Annotated in this window: 13 protein-coding genes and 1 pseudogene; 7 read left to right on the forward strand and 7 right to left on the reverse strand. The window is 65.5% G+C overall.

The window, feature by feature from the left end:
• Window positions 1-25 precede the first annotated feature (25 nt).
• Both FFS13_RS09820 and FFS13_RS09825 read left to right on the forward strand, forming a co-directional pair.
• Window positions 26-2,089 (forward strand): acetate--CoA ligase family protein, encoded by a 2,064-nt coding sequence (locus tag FFS13_RS09820; protein ID WP_137818923.1) that lies wholly within the window; start codon window positions 26-28, stop codon window positions 2,087-2,089.
• 140 nt (window positions 2,090-2,229) lie between these two features.
• Window positions 2,230-3,105 carry a DMT family transporter gene (locus FFS13_RS09825; RefSeq protein WP_137818924.1) on the forward strand — a complete coding sequence of 292 codons (876 nt, stop codon included), beginning with the start codon at window positions 2,230-2,232 and terminating at the stop codon, window positions 3,103-3,105.
• Window positions 3,106-3,153: 48 nt separating this feature from the next.
• On the opposite strand, the gene FFS13_RS09830 is transcribed toward FFS13_RS09825, so the two are convergent.
• The 3 genes from FFS13_RS09830 to FFS13_RS09840 form a co-directional block, all read right to left on the reverse strand.
• Entirely contained in the window at window positions 3,154-3,783 is a 630-nt protein-coding gene (locus tag FFS13_RS09830) for a TetR family transcriptional regulator C-terminal domain-containing protein (RefSeq protein ID WP_171006462.1), read from the reverse strand.
• Window positions 3,784-3,941: 158 nt separating this feature from the next.
• Window positions 3,942-5,036 (reverse strand): extracellular solute-binding protein, encoded by a 1,095-nt coding sequence (locus FFS13_RS09835; protein WP_137818926.1) that lies wholly within the window; start codon window positions 5,034-5,036, stop codon window positions 3,942-3,944.
• Window positions 5,037-5,285: 249 nt separating this feature from the next.
• Entirely contained in the window at window positions 5,286-5,825 is a 540-nt protein-coding gene (locus FFS13_RS09840; protein WP_137818927.1) for a helix-turn-helix domain-containing protein, read from the reverse strand.
• A 259-nt stretch (window positions 5,826-6,084) separates the two neighbouring features.
• Between FFS13_RS09840 and FFS13_RS09845 the strand changes: the two genes are divergently transcribed.
• The 4 genes from FFS13_RS09845 (at window position 6,085) to FFS13_RS09860 (ending at window position 11,006) form a co-directional block, all read left to right on the forward strand.
• Window positions 6,085-8,145 (forward strand): FAD-dependent oxidoreductase, encoded by a 2,061-nt coding sequence (locus tag FFS13_RS09845; RefSeq protein ID WP_137818928.1) that lies wholly within the window; start codon window positions 6,085-6,087, stop codon window positions 8,143-8,145.
• Window positions 8,146-8,161: 16 nt separating this feature from the next.
• On the forward strand, window positions 8,162-8,527 hold the full coding sequence (locus tag FFS13_RS09850; protein WP_171006463.1) for a cupin domain-containing protein: 366 nt from the start codon (window positions 8,162-8,164) through the stop codon (window positions 8,525-8,527).
• Between the two features lie 51 nt (window positions 8,528-8,578).
• Window positions 8,579-9,784: an NAD(P)/FAD-dependent oxidoreductase gene (locus FFS13_RS09855; protein ID WP_137818930.1), complete on the forward strand. Its 1,206-nt coding sequence runs from the start codon at window positions 8,579-8,581 to the stop codon at window positions 9,782-9,784.
• 118 nt (window positions 9,785-9,902) lie between these two features.
• On the forward strand, window positions 9,903-11,006 hold the full coding sequence (locus tag FFS13_RS09860; RefSeq protein ID WP_137818931.1) for a polyamine ABC transporter substrate-binding protein: 1,104 nt from the start codon (window positions 9,903-9,905) through the stop codon (window positions 11,004-11,006).
• Between the two features lie 13 nt (window positions 11,007-11,019).
• Here FFS13_RS09860 and FFS13_RS09865 read toward each other — a convergent pair whose 3' ends face one another.
• From FFS13_RS09865 to FFS13_RS09880, 4 genes are all read right to left on the reverse strand, one after another.
• On the reverse strand, window positions 11,020-11,985 hold the full coding sequence (locus FFS13_RS09865) for a helix-turn-helix transcriptional regulator (RefSeq protein WP_218568609.1): 966 nt from the start codon (window positions 11,983-11,985) through the stop codon (window positions 11,020-11,022).
• Window positions 11,986-12,122: 137 nt separating this feature from the next.
• Window positions 12,123-13,094: a PDR/VanB family oxidoreductase gene (locus tag FFS13_RS09870; RefSeq protein WP_137818932.1), complete on the reverse strand. Its 972-nt coding sequence runs from the start codon at window positions 13,092-13,094 to the stop codon at window positions 12,123-12,125.
• Window positions 13,095-13,164: 70 nt separating this feature from the next.
• Entirely contained in the window at window positions 13,165-14,613 is a 1,449-nt protein-coding gene (locus tag FFS13_RS09875) for an NAD-dependent succinate-semialdehyde dehydrogenase (RefSeq protein WP_137818933.1), read from the reverse strand.
• Window positions 14,614-14,677: 64 nt separating this feature from the next.
• On the reverse strand, window positions 14,678-15,799 hold the full coding sequence (locus FFS13_RS09880; RefSeq protein WP_137818934.1) for an aromatic ring-hydroxylating dioxygenase subunit alpha: 1,122 nt from the start codon (window positions 15,797-15,799) through the stop codon (window positions 14,678-14,680).
• 348 nt (window positions 15,800-16,147) lie between these two features.
• Between FFS13_RS09880 and FFS13_RS09885 the strand changes: the two are divergent.
• Window positions 16,148-16,270, forward strand: a pseudogene (locus FFS13_RS09885) (IS110 family transposase); the annotation flags it as partial.
• Window positions 16,271-16,284 lie beyond the last annotated feature (14 nt).

The raw sequence follows: 16,284 nt of genomic DNA on the forward strand, positions 1-16,284 counted from the left end.
GCACCGCCTTTTCCCGGAGTCTCCGATGTCCCAACACACCCGTAACCTGGAACGCCTGCTGCACCCCAAGAGCATCGCCGTGGCCGGCGGCAGCGTGGCCGCCGAAGTGATCCGCCAGTGCCGCAAGATCGGCTTCCAGGGCCAGATCTGGCCGATCAACCCGCGCCGCGAGGAGATCGAGGGCCTGCCCTGCTACGCCGACGTGGCCGCCCTGCCCGGCGTGCCGGACGCCGCCTTCCTCGCCGTGCCGCGCGCAGAAACCCTCCCGCTGGTGGCCGGCCTGGCCGCGCGCGGTGCCGGCGGCGCGGTGTGCTACGCCTCCGGCTTCGCCGAAGTCGGTGGCGACGGCGTGGCCCTGCAGCAGGAGCTGCTGGCCGCCGCCGGCGACCTGGCCCTGCTCGGCCCCAACTGCTACGGCCTGCTCAACTACCTGGACGGCTGCGCCCTGTGGCCCGACCACCAGGGCGGCCAGCGCGTCGAGCGCGGCGTGGCGATCATCACCCAGAGCGGCAACCTGGCGCTCAACCTGTCGCTGCAGCAGCACCACCTGCCGATCGCCTACATCATGGCCCTGGGCAACAAGGCGGTGACCGATTTCCACCACTGCATCGAGGCCCTGCTGGAAGACCCGCGCGTCACCGCCATCGGCCTGCATATCGAGGGCCTCGGCGACGTCGCCGCGTTCTCGCGCGCGGCGCACAAGGCGTTGCAGCGCGGCGTGCCGATCATCGCCCTGAAAGCCGGCTCGTCGAGCATCGGCGCCCAGCTCACCGCCAGCCACACCAGCTCCCTGGCCGGCGCCGACGCGCTCTACGACGCGCTGTTCCAGCGCTTCGGCGTGGCCCGCGTGGAGGACCTGGCGGGTTTCCTGGAAACCCTCAAGCTCTTGCATGTCTGCGGGCCATTGCACAGTCGCCGGGTCGGCGCCCTGGCCTGCTCGGGCGGCGACGCCTCGCTGCTGGCCGACCTCGGGCAGAGCTGTGGGGTGGACTACCCGGCGCTGGACGCCGTCACCCGCGAACGCCTCGGCGCGGTACTCGGGCCGCTGGTGCCGCTGCACAACCCGCTGGACTACCAGACCTATATCTGGGGCAACGTGCCGGCGCTGACCGACTGCTTCGCCGCCATGGCCCAGGCCGACACCGACCTCAACCTGCTGGTGATGGACTTCCCCGACAGCCAGCAGGAAAGCATCGAGGGCTGGGACGAGTCGGTCAGCGGCTTTATCCAGGCCCATCGGCTACAGCCCAAGCCGGCGGTCTTCGTCAGCAGCATGGCCGAACTGATGAACCGCCCCGCCGCCCAGCGCCTGCTGGCCGCCGGCATCGCGCCGATGCAAGGCATGCGCGAAACGCTGCGGGCGATCGCGGCCGCCGCCGCTATCGGCCAGCGCCGCGCCCAGCTGGCCGCGGTCGATCCGCTGCCGGCGCCGACGGCCCTGCGCCAGGGCGAGGCCGGCATGCTCGACGAGTACAGCGCCAAGCGGCAGTTGGCCGCCTGCGGTCTGGCGATTCCCGCCGGGCATCTGGTGGTCACGCTTGAGGCAGCGCTGCAGGCCGCCGAGCTGATCGGCTACCCGGTGGTGCTCAAGGCGGTGTCCAGCGAGCTGGCGCACAAGACCGAGCTGGGCGCGGTCAAGCTCAACCTGCGCGATGCGCAGCAGCTGGCCGGCGCATTCAGCGAGCTGGCGGCGAACTTCGCGCAGTTCCTGGTGGAGAAGATGGCCGCCGGCGTGGTCGCCGAGCTGCTGGTCGGGGTCACCCGCGACCCGCAGTTCGGCCTGGCCCTGACCCTGGGTGCCGGCGGCATCCTGGTGGAGCTGCTGGCCGACGCGCGCACCCTGCTGCTGCCGGCCTCGCGCGGCGAGATCGAACAGGCGCTGCGCGAACTGCGCTGCTTCGCCCTGCTGGACGGCTACCGCGGCAAGGCCAAGGCCGATATCCCGGCCCTGGTGGACGCCATCGAAGCCATCGCCCGCTACGCCCAGCGCAACGCCGAGCGCCTGCTGGAACTGGACGTCAACCCGCTGCTGGCCCTGGAGCAAGGCGCGGTGGCGGTGGATGCGTTGGTGCGCCTGGTGCAGGACTGAGCAGCCGCCTCCACGGCTTTGCGCTCGGTGCCGACAGAGCCCCTCTCCCTCTCCCTCTCCCGTAAACGGGAGAGGGAGAGGGAGCAGACCGCGCCAGGCATAGGCCATGCACGGCCTCCTCCCCAGACCGCAGGCCCTCCATGCATTCGATCTCCCTCGAACAACGCCAGGGCATCCTGCTACTGCTGCTGGCCTATTTCGTCTACGCCTGTGGCGATGCCGCGGCCAAGTGGCTGGTGGCAAACATCAGCGTGTGGCAGATACTCGCCATGCGCAGCCTGTTCGGCCTGACCTACGGCCTGGCGCTGGGACGCCGCGCCACCCTCGCCCGCCTGGGCGATGCCGGGGTGCAATGGCGGCTGCTGCCGATGAACCTGTGCAACCTGGCCGGCTGGGCCTGCTTCTACAGCGCCGCCAGCGGCCTCGACCTGACCCAGCTGTACAGCCTGTATTACCTGACCCCGCTGATCAGCACCCTGCTGGCCGGTCCCATGCTCGGCGAACGGGTGGCGCCGCTGGCCTGGTTCAGTTGCGCCCTGGGCCTCGTCGGGGTGTTGCTCGCCGGGCCGCCACTGGCCAGCCTGCCGGCCCTGCAAGTACTGCTGCCGGGACTACTGACGCCGCTGTTCTGGGCGCTGACCGCGGTGCTCTACCGGCGCAACGTGGCCAGCCACAGTGATGCGCAGCTGATGGCCAGCAATAACCTACTGATGCTGCTGGTCTGCGCCCTGCTGCTGCCTTGGGTCTGGCAACCGTTGCGGGTGTCGGACTGGCTGCTGTTGCTGCTGCTCGGTGTGCTCGGTGCGACAGCTAACCTGCTGTACATCATGGCCATCCGCCGCCTGCCGCTACCGCTGGCCAGCCCGATCTCATTCTCGTCGCTGCTCTGGTCGCTGCTGCTCGGTTATCTGATCTGGGATGCCTGGCCGAGCTGGAATCTGTGGCTAGGCGCGGGGTTGGTACTGACGGCCGCGGTGCTGTCACTGCTGGGCAGCCGCCGCCAAGCACGCGCGTAGTAGAGGAGGGGGCTTGAGCGCCCCCTCCCAGTTGGAGAGGGGAAGCGGCTAGGCGTAGAGCCGCTCGACGAAATCGGAGCAGGCCTGGGCGGCCTCTTCGCCGGTGAAGGCCGAGGGGTCGAGGTACCACTGATTCCAGAAGCCATCGATCATCGCCAGCAACGACAGGGTCGCGAGGCGGCTGTTGATGGTCTTGCCGCGCTTCTGCGCGATGGCCTCGAAGATCTTCTGGTAAGTCGCGATGTCTTCGGCGAAGAGCTCGCGGTTGAGGCGCTTGAGGGTCGGCGACTTGGCGATCACGCTGCCGAAGCCGACCCAGACGCCGATGTAGTCATGCTTGAACAGGGCCGGGCCGAAGGAGGCGCGGATGATCGAGCGCAGCTTGTCCTCCGGGTCGCGCTCGGCGCCGAGCAGCATACCCTTGGTCTGAAAGCTCCATTCCTCGCAGAGTTCCTTGTAGGCCTGGCGGATCAGCTCGTCCTTGCTCTGGAAGTGATGGTTGATCAGCCCGCGCGACACCTGGGCCTCACCGCAGATCTTGTCGATGGTGCTGCCGGCATAGCCATATTTGGCGATCGAGCGCATGGTCGCCTGGATCAGCGATTTGCGCCGTATTTCGACCACCTCGCGCACACGTGGCTCGGTGGTCCGCTTAGGCTTGGCTCGGGTGGGTTCCATGCTGGTCATAGAGTTCAATTCACTGCTGCGCCTGGGGCATGGCCGCCAGGCATATCCATTCGGGGGCGAAGACGTGGCTGGCGGCACCTTCCTGTCGGCCGCCAGTCGGCGCACATGATAGCGCGGCCGCGCTCGACAAGCGCGGCCGGCTACTCGCTTCAGCTGTCAGACTTGAAGCGCAGCCAGTACTTGTTCATCACCTTCTGCACCTTGGGGGCGATGGGCAGGAAGATAAAGGCCGAGGCGATGTCCTCGTCCTTGGGGAACACCGTGTTGCTGGCCTGCAACTCCGGGCTCACTAAGGGTTTGGCAATCAGCACAGCGGTGGTGTAGGTGATGTGGTTGGTGGTGCTGGCGGCAATTTCCTTGCTCAGCAGGTGGTTGATCCACTTGTAGGCGTTGTCCTTGTTCGGCGCGTCCTTGGGGATACCCATCAGGGTGAACCACACACCGGTCGCCCCCTTGGGCGTCAGGTAGACGATCTCGTCCGGCAGCTTGGCTTCGGCCATGCGTTGCTGGATCACCGTGGCATCGCCGGACCAGCCGGCGGCGATGCAGATGTCGCCGCTGACCACGTCGTTGAGGTAGGAGGTGCTGAACTGGGTGATGTAGGGGCGCACCTTCTTCAGTTCCGCATAGGCGGCCAGGTAGTCGGCCACGTCGGTGCTGTTGGGGTCGCGCCCCAGATGGGCGAGGACGATGGGGAACACGTCGCTGGCCGAGTCCATCAGCGAGATGCCGCACCGGCTCAGTTTCTGCGCGTTGACCGGGTCGAGAATCAGGTCCCAACCCTCGATCTTGGCATCCGCGCCGAGCACCTCGCGGACCTTGGTCATATTCACAATCAGGCCGTCGGTACCCCACACATAGGGCACCCCGTACTGGTTCTGCGGGTCCTGCTGGGCCAGCTTTTCCATCAACACAGGGTCGAGGTTGGTGCGGTTGGGAATCTTCGACCAGTCGAGCTTCTCGTAAACCCCGGCCTCGATCTGCTTGGCCATAAAGGTCGAAGAGGGATAAACCACGTCGTAGCCGGTGTTACCACCGAGCAGCTTGGCCTGCAGGGTCTCGTCGCTGTCCAACACGTCGTACTTGACCTTGACTCCACTGCTGGCCTCAAAGCTTTCCAGAGCCTCCGGCGAAACGTAGCCGGACCAGTTGACGATGTTCAGTTCGTTGGCGGCCAGCGCCGTAGCGGCGCAGGTCGACAGCAGCGCGCCGGCGAGCCAGTGGTTGAGTCGGCGATCGTTCATTGTTGTTGTCCTCGCACTTGCATCTAGTGAGCCACAGTGCCTGGCCGGCAGAACCACCAGAACACCTCGACGACCCCCTGCGCCCGAGCATTCAGCCGCGGCAAATTGGGTCTTTCATCACCCTACTACTAAATAAACGTTCAATCAATTAGCCAATTGCGACTTGCGACCAGCGTGCACAGCCCGCAGCAGCGCTGGCCTGAAGGGCGTATCAAGGGGTGCAGCGGTAGCGCAAAAAGCCCGACAGGCTCAGGAAAACACCCAGAGAATGCGCGTCGGCGTGTCGCCAGGGTTGAGGTAGTGGTGTGGCCGCGAGGAGAGAAACTGGAAGCTGTCGCCGCTGCGCAGCTCCAGGCATTCGTCGTCCACCCACAGGCGCAACTGGCCTTCCAGCACGTAGCCGCCCTGCTCGCCCTCGTGGCTGCTGGCCTCATCGCTGGAGCGCGCGCCCGGCTCCAGTTCGGTCAGCAGCATGTGGAACTTGCCGGACATCAGCGGCGACAGCAGTTGGTCGCTGATACCGCCGCGGTAGCTCAGCGAGCGCCGCTCGCTGGGGTGTACCACCAAGCTGTGGGCCGGCTCCGCGGTGGGCGTGAAGAAGAAGCGGTAGTCCACCCCGAGCAGCTCGGCGATCGCCGAGACGTCCTCGATGCTGGGGTTCGACAGGCCGCGCTCGATCTGCGAGACGAAGCCCACCGAGCGACCGATGCGGTCCGCCACCTGTTGCAGGCGCACGCCGCGCCGCTTGCGCAGATCGCGGATGCGCAGGCCGAGGCCAGAGTCAGTCATAAGGTTGTTCCACATCGGTCAGAGACCCCCATTCTAAGCCAGCAAGGGAAACTTGAAGAATTGCAAAATTTACTGAACAATCGTTCAATACAACGAAAGCAGACTCCGGACAACCCCGCCTAGCGGCCACCCCGAATCGATATGAAAATTTTATATACTTTTTCATGAAAATGTTTTTATATTTTTCATAACAGCAAAAGCGCTGCCCATAACAATAGGGTGCCTGCCTGCAGGCGCACCGCAGCCGAGGAAGCCTCACATGCCTACCGATCCGCGCTATTCCATCCTCTTCGAGCCAGTCAAGATCGGCCCGGTGACGGCGCCCAACCGTTTCTTCCAGGTGCCGCACTGCAATGGCATGGGCCACCTGCGACCGAACATGCTGGCGGCCATGCGCGGGATCAAGGCCGAAGGCGGCTGGGGTTCGATCTGCACCGAGGTCACCGACATCCACCCGACTTCGGACCAGAGCCCCTACGCCGAGGGCAAGCTCTGGGACGACGGCGACATCCCCGCGGTGACGGCCATGACCAAGGCGGTGCATGCCCACGGCGCCCTCGCCGGCATCGAGCTGGCCCACCTCGGCCTGGCCTTCGGCAACCAGGATTCGCGCATGGCGCCGCTGGCCCCTTCGCACCGCTCCATCGTCCTCGACGAGCCGATCCAGGCCCGTGGCATGTCGCTCAGCGATATCCGCGACCTGCGCAAGTGGCACCGCGACGCCGCCCTGCGCGCCAAGCGCGCCGACTTCGACATCGTCTATGTGTACGCCGCGCACAACCTGTCGATCCTCCAGCAGTTCCTCCTGCCGCGTTACAACCAGCGCACCGACCAGTACGGCGGGTCGCTTACCAACCGCGTGCGCCTGCTGCGCGAAGTGCTGGAAGACACCAAGGAGGCGGTCGGCGACCGCTGCGCCGTGGCCCTGCGCTTCGCCGTCGACGAGCTGATGGGCCCCGACGGCCTGCGCTGCGAGGAAGAAGGCCGCGAGGTGGTGGAGATGCTCGCCGAGATTCCCGACCTGTGGGACGTCAACATCAGTTCCTGGGAGAACGACTCGGGCACCTCGCGCTTCACCCAGGAGGGCTTCCAGGAGCCCTACATCAACTTCGTCAAACGGGTCACCAGCAAGCCGGTGGTCGGCGTCGGCCGCTACACCTCGCCGGACACCATGGTGCGCCTGATCAAATCCGGGGTGATGGACCTGGTCGGCGCCGCGCGGCCGTCGATCGCCGACCCCTTCCTGCCGAACAAGATCCGCGAGGACCGCCTCGACGACATCCGCGAGTGCATCGGCTGCAATATCTGCGTCTCGGCCGACTACAACATAGTGCCGCTGCGCTGCACCCAGAACCCGACCATGGGCGAGGAATGGCGCCGCGGCTGGCACCCGGAGCGGATGAACCCGAAACGCTCGGACGACTCGGTGCTGGTGGTCGGCGCCGGCCCGGCCGGGCTGGAAGCGGCCCGCGCCCTCGGCGAGCGCGGCTACAGCGTGGCCCTGGCCGAGGCCGGCGACACCCTCGGCGGCCGGGTCATGCTCGAAGGCGCGCTGCCCGGCCTGGCCGAATGGCGGCGGGTGGCCGACTACCGCATCCTGCAGTTGCAGAAATCGACCAAGGTCGACATCTACCGCGACAGCCGCCTGAGCGCCGAGGATGTGCTCGGCTTCGGCTTCGCCCATGTGCTGCTGGCCACCGGCTCGACCTGGCGCAACGACGGCATCGGCCGCACCCACCACCGCGCCATCCCCGGCCTGGAGCAGCGTCCGCTCTATACCCCGGACGACCTGATGGGCGGCAAACTGCCCAGCGGCGAGGTGCTGATCTTCGACGACGAGACCTTCTACATGGGCGGTGTGCTCGCCGAACTGCTGGCGCAGAAAGGTTGCCGGGTCACCCTGGTGACGCCCTTCCCGGTGGTCTCGCCCTGGGCGCAGAACACCATGGAGCAGGGCCGCATCCAGGCGCGCCTGCTGGAGTTGGGCGTGACCCTGCTGACCAACCAGCGCCTGCATTCGCTCGACGGCGAAGGCGCGCTGCTGGCCTGCAGTTACACCGACAAACTCAGCCGCCTGGCCACCGACGCCGTGGTGCTGGTCACCGAGCGCAGCCCCAACGAACAGCTGCTGCTGGACCTGCAAGCCAACCCCGCGGCCCTGCACGATGCCGGGATCAAGACCCTGCGCGCGATCGGCGACTGCCATGCGCCGGGCATCATCGCCAGCGCGGTGTACCACGGCCACCAGGCCGCCCGCGAGCTGGAAGAGTCGGAGGAGGCCATCGCCTTCCGCCGCGAACGCATCATCGTCCTCAGCTGAGCATCAGGAGCCACACGTGAATCAAAGCATCGACTGCATCATCGACTTCGCCGCCAGCCCGGCCCAACCCATGGCGGAAGTGGTGGATCACCCCGCCCTGCTCTCCGCGCCCTACCGGGCCACCACCTGGACGCACTACAGCACGCCGGGCGATGCCTTTGCCGCCGGCATCTGGGAGGCGGAAACCTGCATCGAGAAGTTCGTCGCGGAACATGAGGAGTACTGCCATATCCTCCAGGGCAGCGTTCGCCTCACCGATCAGCAGGGCCACTCCAAGACCTTCGGCCCCGGCAGCCACTTCACCATTCCGGCGGGTTTCAGCGGGCTGTGGGAGAACCTGGGCAACGTGCGCAAGGCCTATGTAATCGCCTCGCCCAGCTGAGTCGACAGCGGGATCGGCCGCGGCAAACAGCGGCTAAAGGTGAGGACGAGCATGCGCGTGATAGTGGTAGGTGCCGGTTTTGCCGGCTTGGCGGCGGCGGACGAGTTGCAGCGCCGAGGCGCCGAGGTGCAGGTCCTGGAAGCCCGCCAGCGGGTGGGAGGCCGGGTCTGGTCGCAACCCTTCGCCGGCGCCATAGTCGAGCGCGGCGCAGAGTTCGTGCTGGCCGAGCATCGGGTGCTGCTCGGCTTGTGCAAAAGGTTCGGCTTGCCGCTGGCGGATAAAGGCCTGGATTTCGGCAACCGGCAACCCCGCGGCGGCCTGGGCGTGAGCCAAGGCGACTACCAGGCCGGCGTGGCCGCACTGGACGCCGCGCTGAAATCCGCCCGCCCAGCGCCAGGGCTCTCCGTACAGCGGTTCCTGGCCGGAGTGCCGATGCACGAGGGCGCGCGGGAAGCCATTACCGCCCGCCTGGAAGTTACCAATGGCGCAACGGCCGACCAGCTCGACGCCCGCACCCTGGGGCAGGATGCCAGCGACTTCGCCAGCTACCCCAGCTACACCCTGGTCGGGGGCAACGATGGGCTGGCCAAGGCATTGGCGGCGACGCTGCACAAGCTGCAGCTGAACTGCGCCGTACAGCGGATCGAGCGCACGGCTGCCGGCTACAGCGTGGCGACGCCCACGCGCAGTTGGCAGGCCGATGCCGTCGTGGTGTCCGTACCGGCCAGCGTGCTGGCACAGATCGCCTTCAACCCTGGATTACCCGCCGCCCAGCGCAGCCTGATCCCGCGCCTGCAATACGGCCAGGCCGCCAAGCTGTTTATCGCGCTGAGCCAACCCGCGCCGCCGAGCGCCGTGGTGAGCGTGGCGGAGCGCTTCTGGACCGGCACGGGGACGGGCGCGCAGGCCGCCGCCCTGCCCTACTGCGTCAGTTTCGCCGGGAGCATGGCCGCGCTGGATCGGCTCGGCGTGGATCAAGGGCCTGCCACCTGGGTGGCCGCGGTGCAGCGCCTGCGCCCGGACCTCAAGCTCGATACGCGCAGCGTGCTGCTTTCCACCTGGCACGACGACCCCTGGGCACGCGGCGTCTACTGCTATGAGCCGGTCGGCCTGTCACGGTATGAGATGCAGGCCTTGGGCAGCCCCATCGACAAGCTGGTGTTCTGTGGCGAACATACCGCCGGCGACTATTTTGGCTACATGGAAGGCGCGCTAAGGAGTGGCTATGCGGCCGCCAAGGCGCTTGGCAACGCGTAACCACGGGCCAGCTAGTATCGATAGTGCCCACGCGCCATAGCCAATCGCGAATGATGCCTAAGCACCCAGGCCGGCCACCGCGCATCCCCAAGCACAATAAATAGATTCGGGAGTTTCCATGCAGTCGAGCAAAGCCGTCCTGTTGACGCTGGCCTGTAGCGCGGTAATCGCCCTGAGCAGCGTGCGGGCCAACGCCGAGGAGCAGGTGGTCAACATCTACAACTGGGCCAATTACATCGACCCCGAGGTGCTGAAAAGCTTCGAGCGGGACACCGGCATACGCCCGATCTACGACGTCTACGACTCCAACGAGACCCTCGAAGGCAAGCTGCTGTCCGGCAACACCGGCTACGACCTGGTGGTGCCGTCGAACAACTTCCTTGGTCACCAAATTCAGGCGGGCGTGTTCCGCAAGCTCGACAAGCGCCGCATCCCCAACCTGAAGGAGCTCGACCCGGGCCTGATGAGGCAGTTGGAAACCAACGACCCCGGCAACCTCCATGGCGTGCCCTACCTATGGGCCTCCACCGGCATCGTCTACAACGTCGACAAGGTCAAGGCCGCGCTCGGCGATACGCCGCCGGATTCCTGGGCCCTGCTCTTCGAGCCGCAGAACATGGAGAAACTGGCCCAATGCGGCGTCGCCTTTCTCGACTCGGCCGACGAGGTGCTGAACACCGCGCTGCTCTACCTGGGCATCGACCCCAACGCCGCCAGCGAAGCGGACTACCGCAAGGCCGAAGCGCAGTTGATGAAAGTGCGCCCGCACATCGCCTACTTCAACTCGGTGAAATACACCGCGGACCTGGCCAACGGCGATATCTGCGTGGCACTGGCCTACTCCGGCGATGCCGGCCAGGCCAGCGAGCGGGCGAACGAGGCCGGCAATGGCATCAGGATCTCTTACCTGCTGCCCAAGGAAGGTGGCAAGGTCGCCTTCGACCTGATGGCGATTCCGGCCGATGCCAGGCACCCGGAAAATGCCGAGGCCTTCATCAACTACGTGCTGGCGCCCAAGGTCATGGCACGGATCACCGATTACGTGCGCTACCCGAACGCGGTGCCGGCCTCCAGGGCCTTCATGGACCCGGCGGCAGCCCAGGACCCGATCATCCATCCGCCCCCTGAAGCCATGGGCAAACTGGTGGTACTCAAGCCCCAGCCGCAGAAGATGATGCGGTTGCAGACGCGTATCTGGAACCGGATCAAGACCGGTATCTGATCGCGCCCTGCGCCTAGCCTTGCAGCACGGAACCAAACACCTGACGGCCATCGGCGGCGACCTTGCCGGCCAGTTGCAGTGAGGCCCCACCAGCCAGGCAGCTCAAACGGAAAACCCCGGCCGGTGCCTGCTCGAGGGTCTCCTGCACGACCTGCCGGTCCTCGCCCCGCAGGCAGGCGAGCAACGCCGGCAGGTCATCCAGACGGGCATTGCCGCGCGTGCCAAGCAGCTTGCGGGTGGCCGCATCACAACTGAGCCGACGGCTTTCCCGGTCATAGCGCCAGGTACCGGCCCCGAGGGCGGTTAGCAGTTCCTCATTGGCCCGCAGGCCTTCCTCGGCGAGCCTGCGGGCCGTGTTGTCCATGCTGATACCGAGCATCTTCACTACCCGTCCTGCCGCATCGCGGATCGGTGTCGCCCGCGAGGCGATCCAACGCACGCCCCCCTCGGGGGTGCGCAGGCGGAAGTCGCTCTCGAACGGCAGACCGTCCTCGAAGGCCTGCGCGTAAACGCCCTGCAGGGACTTGGCATCCTCAGCCTCGAGCAACGCCCAAAACTCTTCGTTGCGCTTGATCACCCAGCCGTAGACCTGCTCGACGTTGCTCGAGTAGTTGACCTCATCGGTGAGCAGGTTCCACTCCCAGGTGACGATGCGGGCGTTTTCCAGCGCCTGCTGCATGCGCGCCTCACTTTCCATGATCTCGGCGGTGTATTTGCGCCGCACATCGGTCATCGGCAGGGCTACCGGCTCGGCGCTACCGGCATCGCGCTGCGCCTCTTCGCCATAACGCAGCCAGATCCAGTTGACCCGCAGCAGGTCGGCCAGGCGGCGCAAGTTGGCGTAGTCGATCTCGCCGCCGCGCGTCCACTTGTGCACGGCGGTGCGGGAAATACCCAGCACACTGGCGACTGCCTGCAGGGTCAGCTTGTTGTGTTCGAGCAATTCCTTGAGGCGGAAGGCGAAGCTGTTGGCGTCCATCGAACAACCTTGGGTAGAAGGGGCTTGGGAGTCAGGCGTGGAGCGCCCGGGAAGTGCCGGGCGCCGATTATACACAGCGCCCGTCCTCAGCCAGGCGGCAAGCCGGTAGCGAGCCCGCCCAAGTCTCGCGCACGCACTCAGAGGTCGAGCACCAGACGCCCGCCCCGGGCGCGTGAAACACAGATCATCAGCGTCTGTTGAGCGGCCTTTTCCGCGGCGCTCAGGTACTGGTCGAAGTGCTCCACTTCACCCTCGAGGATGCGTGTCTCACAGGTGCCGCAGACCCCTTCGCGGCACAGGCACTCGACCTTGGCGGCGTTGGTGTTCTCGATGGCCTGGAGGATGCTCATGCCCTCCTCCACTTGCAATTCCCGACCCGACTTGGCCAGCACCAGGGTAAAGGCGCTGCCAGTGGCCGGCGCCGCGGCGAACTGCTCCCAATGCACGCGCCGATCGGCCAGGCCCTGCTGTTTGGCCGTGGCGATCACCGCGTCGATCAGCGGCTTCGGGCCACAGACGTAGACGTGCGCCTCACTCTCCAGCCCCGCGAGCAGCGCGACCAGATCCAGACGCTGTTGCAGGCTGTCGATATAGGCCCGCGTGTGTGCGGCGTGCGGCCCGGCGGCGAGCTCGGCATGGAAGGCGCCGTGCTCGGGGCTGCGAAAAGCGTAGTGCAGTTCGTAATCGGCACCTTGCCCGTGCAGTTCGTGCAGCTGCGCGAGGAATGGCGTGATGCCGATGCCGCCGGCGATCAGGACGTGCTTGCGTGCGCTGCCGTCGATGGCGAACAGGTTGTTCGGGGTGGAGATCATCAACTCGCTGCCGACCGCCACCTGCTCATGCATAAAGGCCGAGCCGCCCTTGGACTGTTCTTCCAGGCGCACACCGATCTGGTAGCTGGCGGTGGCCTGCGGGTCGCTCATCAACGAGTAGGCGTTGCTGTGCTGGCGCCCGTCGGCGCCCCTCATCTGCACGATGATGTGACTGCCGCCGCTGAAACTCGGCAGCGACTCACCATCCTGGCGTACCAAGGTGAAACGCTTGATCAGGGGCGTTACCTGTTCGACCCCGGTGACACGAGCGGCAATCATTTCGTATGTGTTGGCCATCGCTAACCTCTGCTGCGGCAATGAGCGGCACGCCGTGCCGCTCGGATTGGAACGCTGTGTTGGGCGGTGTTCAAACCGCCAGGCACAGGTATTTCAGTTGCAAGTAATCGTCTATCCCGTACTTCGAGCCTTCGCGGCCGAGGCCGGACTGCTTGACCCCACCGAAGGGCGCGACCTCGTTGGAGATCAGCCCGGTGTTGATGCCGACCATGCCGTACTCCAGATGCTCGGCGATGTTCCACAGGTGGGCGATATCGCGGCTGTAGAAGTAGGCGGCGAGGCCATAGAGGGTGTCGTTGGCCAGGCGCAGCACCTCCGCATCGGAGGAGAAACGCAGCAGCGGTGCGACCGGGCCGAAGATTTCCTCGTCGAGCAGTTGCATGCCCGGCTTGATGTCGCCCAGCACGGTGGGCTCGAAGAAGTGCTCGCCGAGGCCATGGATCCGGCCACCGACCAGCACCTTGGCACCTTTAGCCACGGCGTCGTCGATCAGGGCGCGCACCTTGTCCACCGCCTTGGCGCTGATCAACGGGCCGATCTGGGTGGCGCTGTCATGGCCATGGCCAACCTTCAGCTCAGCCACCTTGGCGGCGAACTTGGCGGCGAACTCGGCGTACACCGCGTCATGCACGTAGAAACGGTTGACGCACACACAGGTCTGCCCGGCGTTGCGATATTTGGCGGCGATCGCGCCTTCGACGGCGGCATCGACATCGGCATCGGCGAAGACGATGAAGGGCGCGTTGCCGCCCAGCTCCAGCGAGACCTTCTTGATCGTCTCGGCGCACTGGCTCATCAGCAGGCGCCCGACCGGCGTCGAGCCGGTGAAGCTGAGCTTGCGCACCAGCGGGTGACCGGTCAGCTGCGCGCCGATGGCCTTGGCATCGCCGGTGACTATGCTCAGTACCCCAGCCGGAACCCCGGCGCGGTGCGCCAGTTCAGCCAAAGCCAGCGCCGAGAACGGCGTCTCGTTGGCCGGTTTGACCACTATGCTGCAACCTGCGGCCAGCGCCGGCGCAACCTTGCGGGTGATCATCGCCGCCGGGAAGTTCCACGGCGTGATCGCCGCGCAGACGCCGATGCCCTGCTTGATCACCAGCAGGCGCTTGTTCGCCGCGGGCGAAGGAATCACGTCGCCGTAGACGCGTTTGCCTTCCTCGGCGAACCACTCGATAAAGGCGGCGGCATAGCGGATTTCGCCCAGCGCCTCGTGCAACGGCTTGCCCTGCTCCCAGGTCATCAGCTGGGCCAGATCGTCTTCGTGTTCGAGCATCAGCTCGTACCAGCGGCGCAGGATGTGCGCGCGCTCCTTGGCGGTACGTGCGCGCCAGTCCGGCAGTGCGACATCGGCGGCCTCGATGGCCCGTACAGCCTCGGCACCGCCCATCAGCGGTACGCTACCGATGCGTTGGCCGCTGGCCGGATCAGTCACTTCGACGGTCGCGCGGCTGTCGGCATCGCTCCAGGCTCCGGCGATAAACGCCTGCTGGCGGAACAGTTGCGGGTCTTTCAGATTCACGCAGGGCACCCCTCTTGTTCTGTTTGCAAGCCACCGGAGCGAGCCGCTGCGGCGGTTGTCTTCCTCAGCTGTCCAGGTGTGCCACCGCGATCAGGTTGTGGAAGTGGGCAATGCCGTGTTCGCTGATGCCGCTGCGCTGACGGTCAGCCATGATCCGGCCCTGGCCGCGGTAGCCGCGAGACTTCAGACCCTTCTGCACGCTCTCCACCAGGCGCAGGTCTTCCGGACGGAAGACGTCGCGGTACCACTCGATCAGCGCCTGCTGCTCGGGGGTGATGTCCTGGTTGAGGAAGTAGATGTCGTAGTGCTGCAGGGTGGTCTCGGCGTCGATCGGGAACTCGTAGATCACGGTCATGAAGTTGCCGCCGGGTGGCGCATTGAACATGGTGCACGGCCAGGCCCAGAAGCCGCTGTAGGAGGCGTCTTTGAGCGACTCGTCGAACTTGAAGGACTTCTCCGAGGGCTTGGCCTGGCCGTACTGCAGCGACCAATTGGTATGCAGGGTGTGGCTGTACTGGCCGACGTCCACCGAGTCGGAAAAGCCTGGGTGCGCCGGCGCGCAGTGGTAGCACTCCATGTAGTTGTCGACGATGGACTTCCAGTTGGCCGAGGTATCGGTGACGAAGCGCGCCGCCAGGTGCAGGTCGTCGATCACCGGACAGGCTTCGCGCAGACGCTTCTCGAAGCCCGGCAGTTGCTGTTCGACTGACTCGGCCTCGGCGTTCATGTTGATAAAGATGAAGCCGGCGTATTCCTCCACCTTCAGTTGCACCAGGCTGGAGTTCTCCTTGTCGAAATTGACCACGTTATCGCAGTTGCGCGCGTGGGCCAGCTCGCCGTCGAGCTTGAAGGTCCAGGCGTGATACGGGCAGGTGATGACGTTCTTGGCCTTGCCGCTGCCGCTCAGCAGTTGGTGGCCGCGATGCGGGCAGACGTTGTAGAAGGCGCGCAGCACGCCATCACGGCCCCGCACCACGATGATGCTCTCGCCTATCACCTCGCGGGTGATGTAGGCGTTGTTCTCCGCCACTTCGCTGCGGTGCCCGAGGCAGATCCAGCTGTTGGCGAAGATCTTCTCCTGCTCGAATTCGAAAACGCTCTTGCTGGTGTAGTAGGAGGCCGGGATGGTGTAGGCCTCGTCAGCATTGGCGCAGAAGTCAGGGGCAAGCTGGGCAATCTCGTTCATCGCATTGTCCTCGGTGAACAGGGCTGTGTCCGGCCCCGTTATCCTATGTTTTTATTGTCACTACCGGTTAACAGGGCAAGCCCAGAAATAGCGAACAGTCCGGCAACCGAATCGGCTTCTACTCGTTGTCTTTCCCGGTCGCTGAACCGACCAAGCGGCTGGGATTTACAATTTTAATAACTACAAGTTAACAACAACTGTAGGTTAACAGTTTATTCCTGTATTCCAGCCCGCGCAAGACCACTGGGCAACTCGGGTTATCGTCCGTCGAAGTGAGGAGGCGGCTCGTCCGCTGGTACGCAACGGCTTGTCCTTAGGGCAGCGCTACTCGTGGGCTTCGATACCCAACTGGCTAAAGCCATGCCAGAAGCTTTTGCCGAAGCGGAAAACCAAGTGCCGGCCCTGTTGCTCGATAGCCTGCGTGAGCAGTGGCGTCGCGTGCTCAAGTTGGACGAGGCGATTCAAGCTTTGTAGTTTTTGTCGGA

The organism is Pseudomonas sp. 2FG, from assembly GCF_005502935.1.
GTDB lineage: Bacteria > Pseudomonadota > Gammaproteobacteria > Pseudomonadales > Pseudomonadaceae > Aquipseudomonas.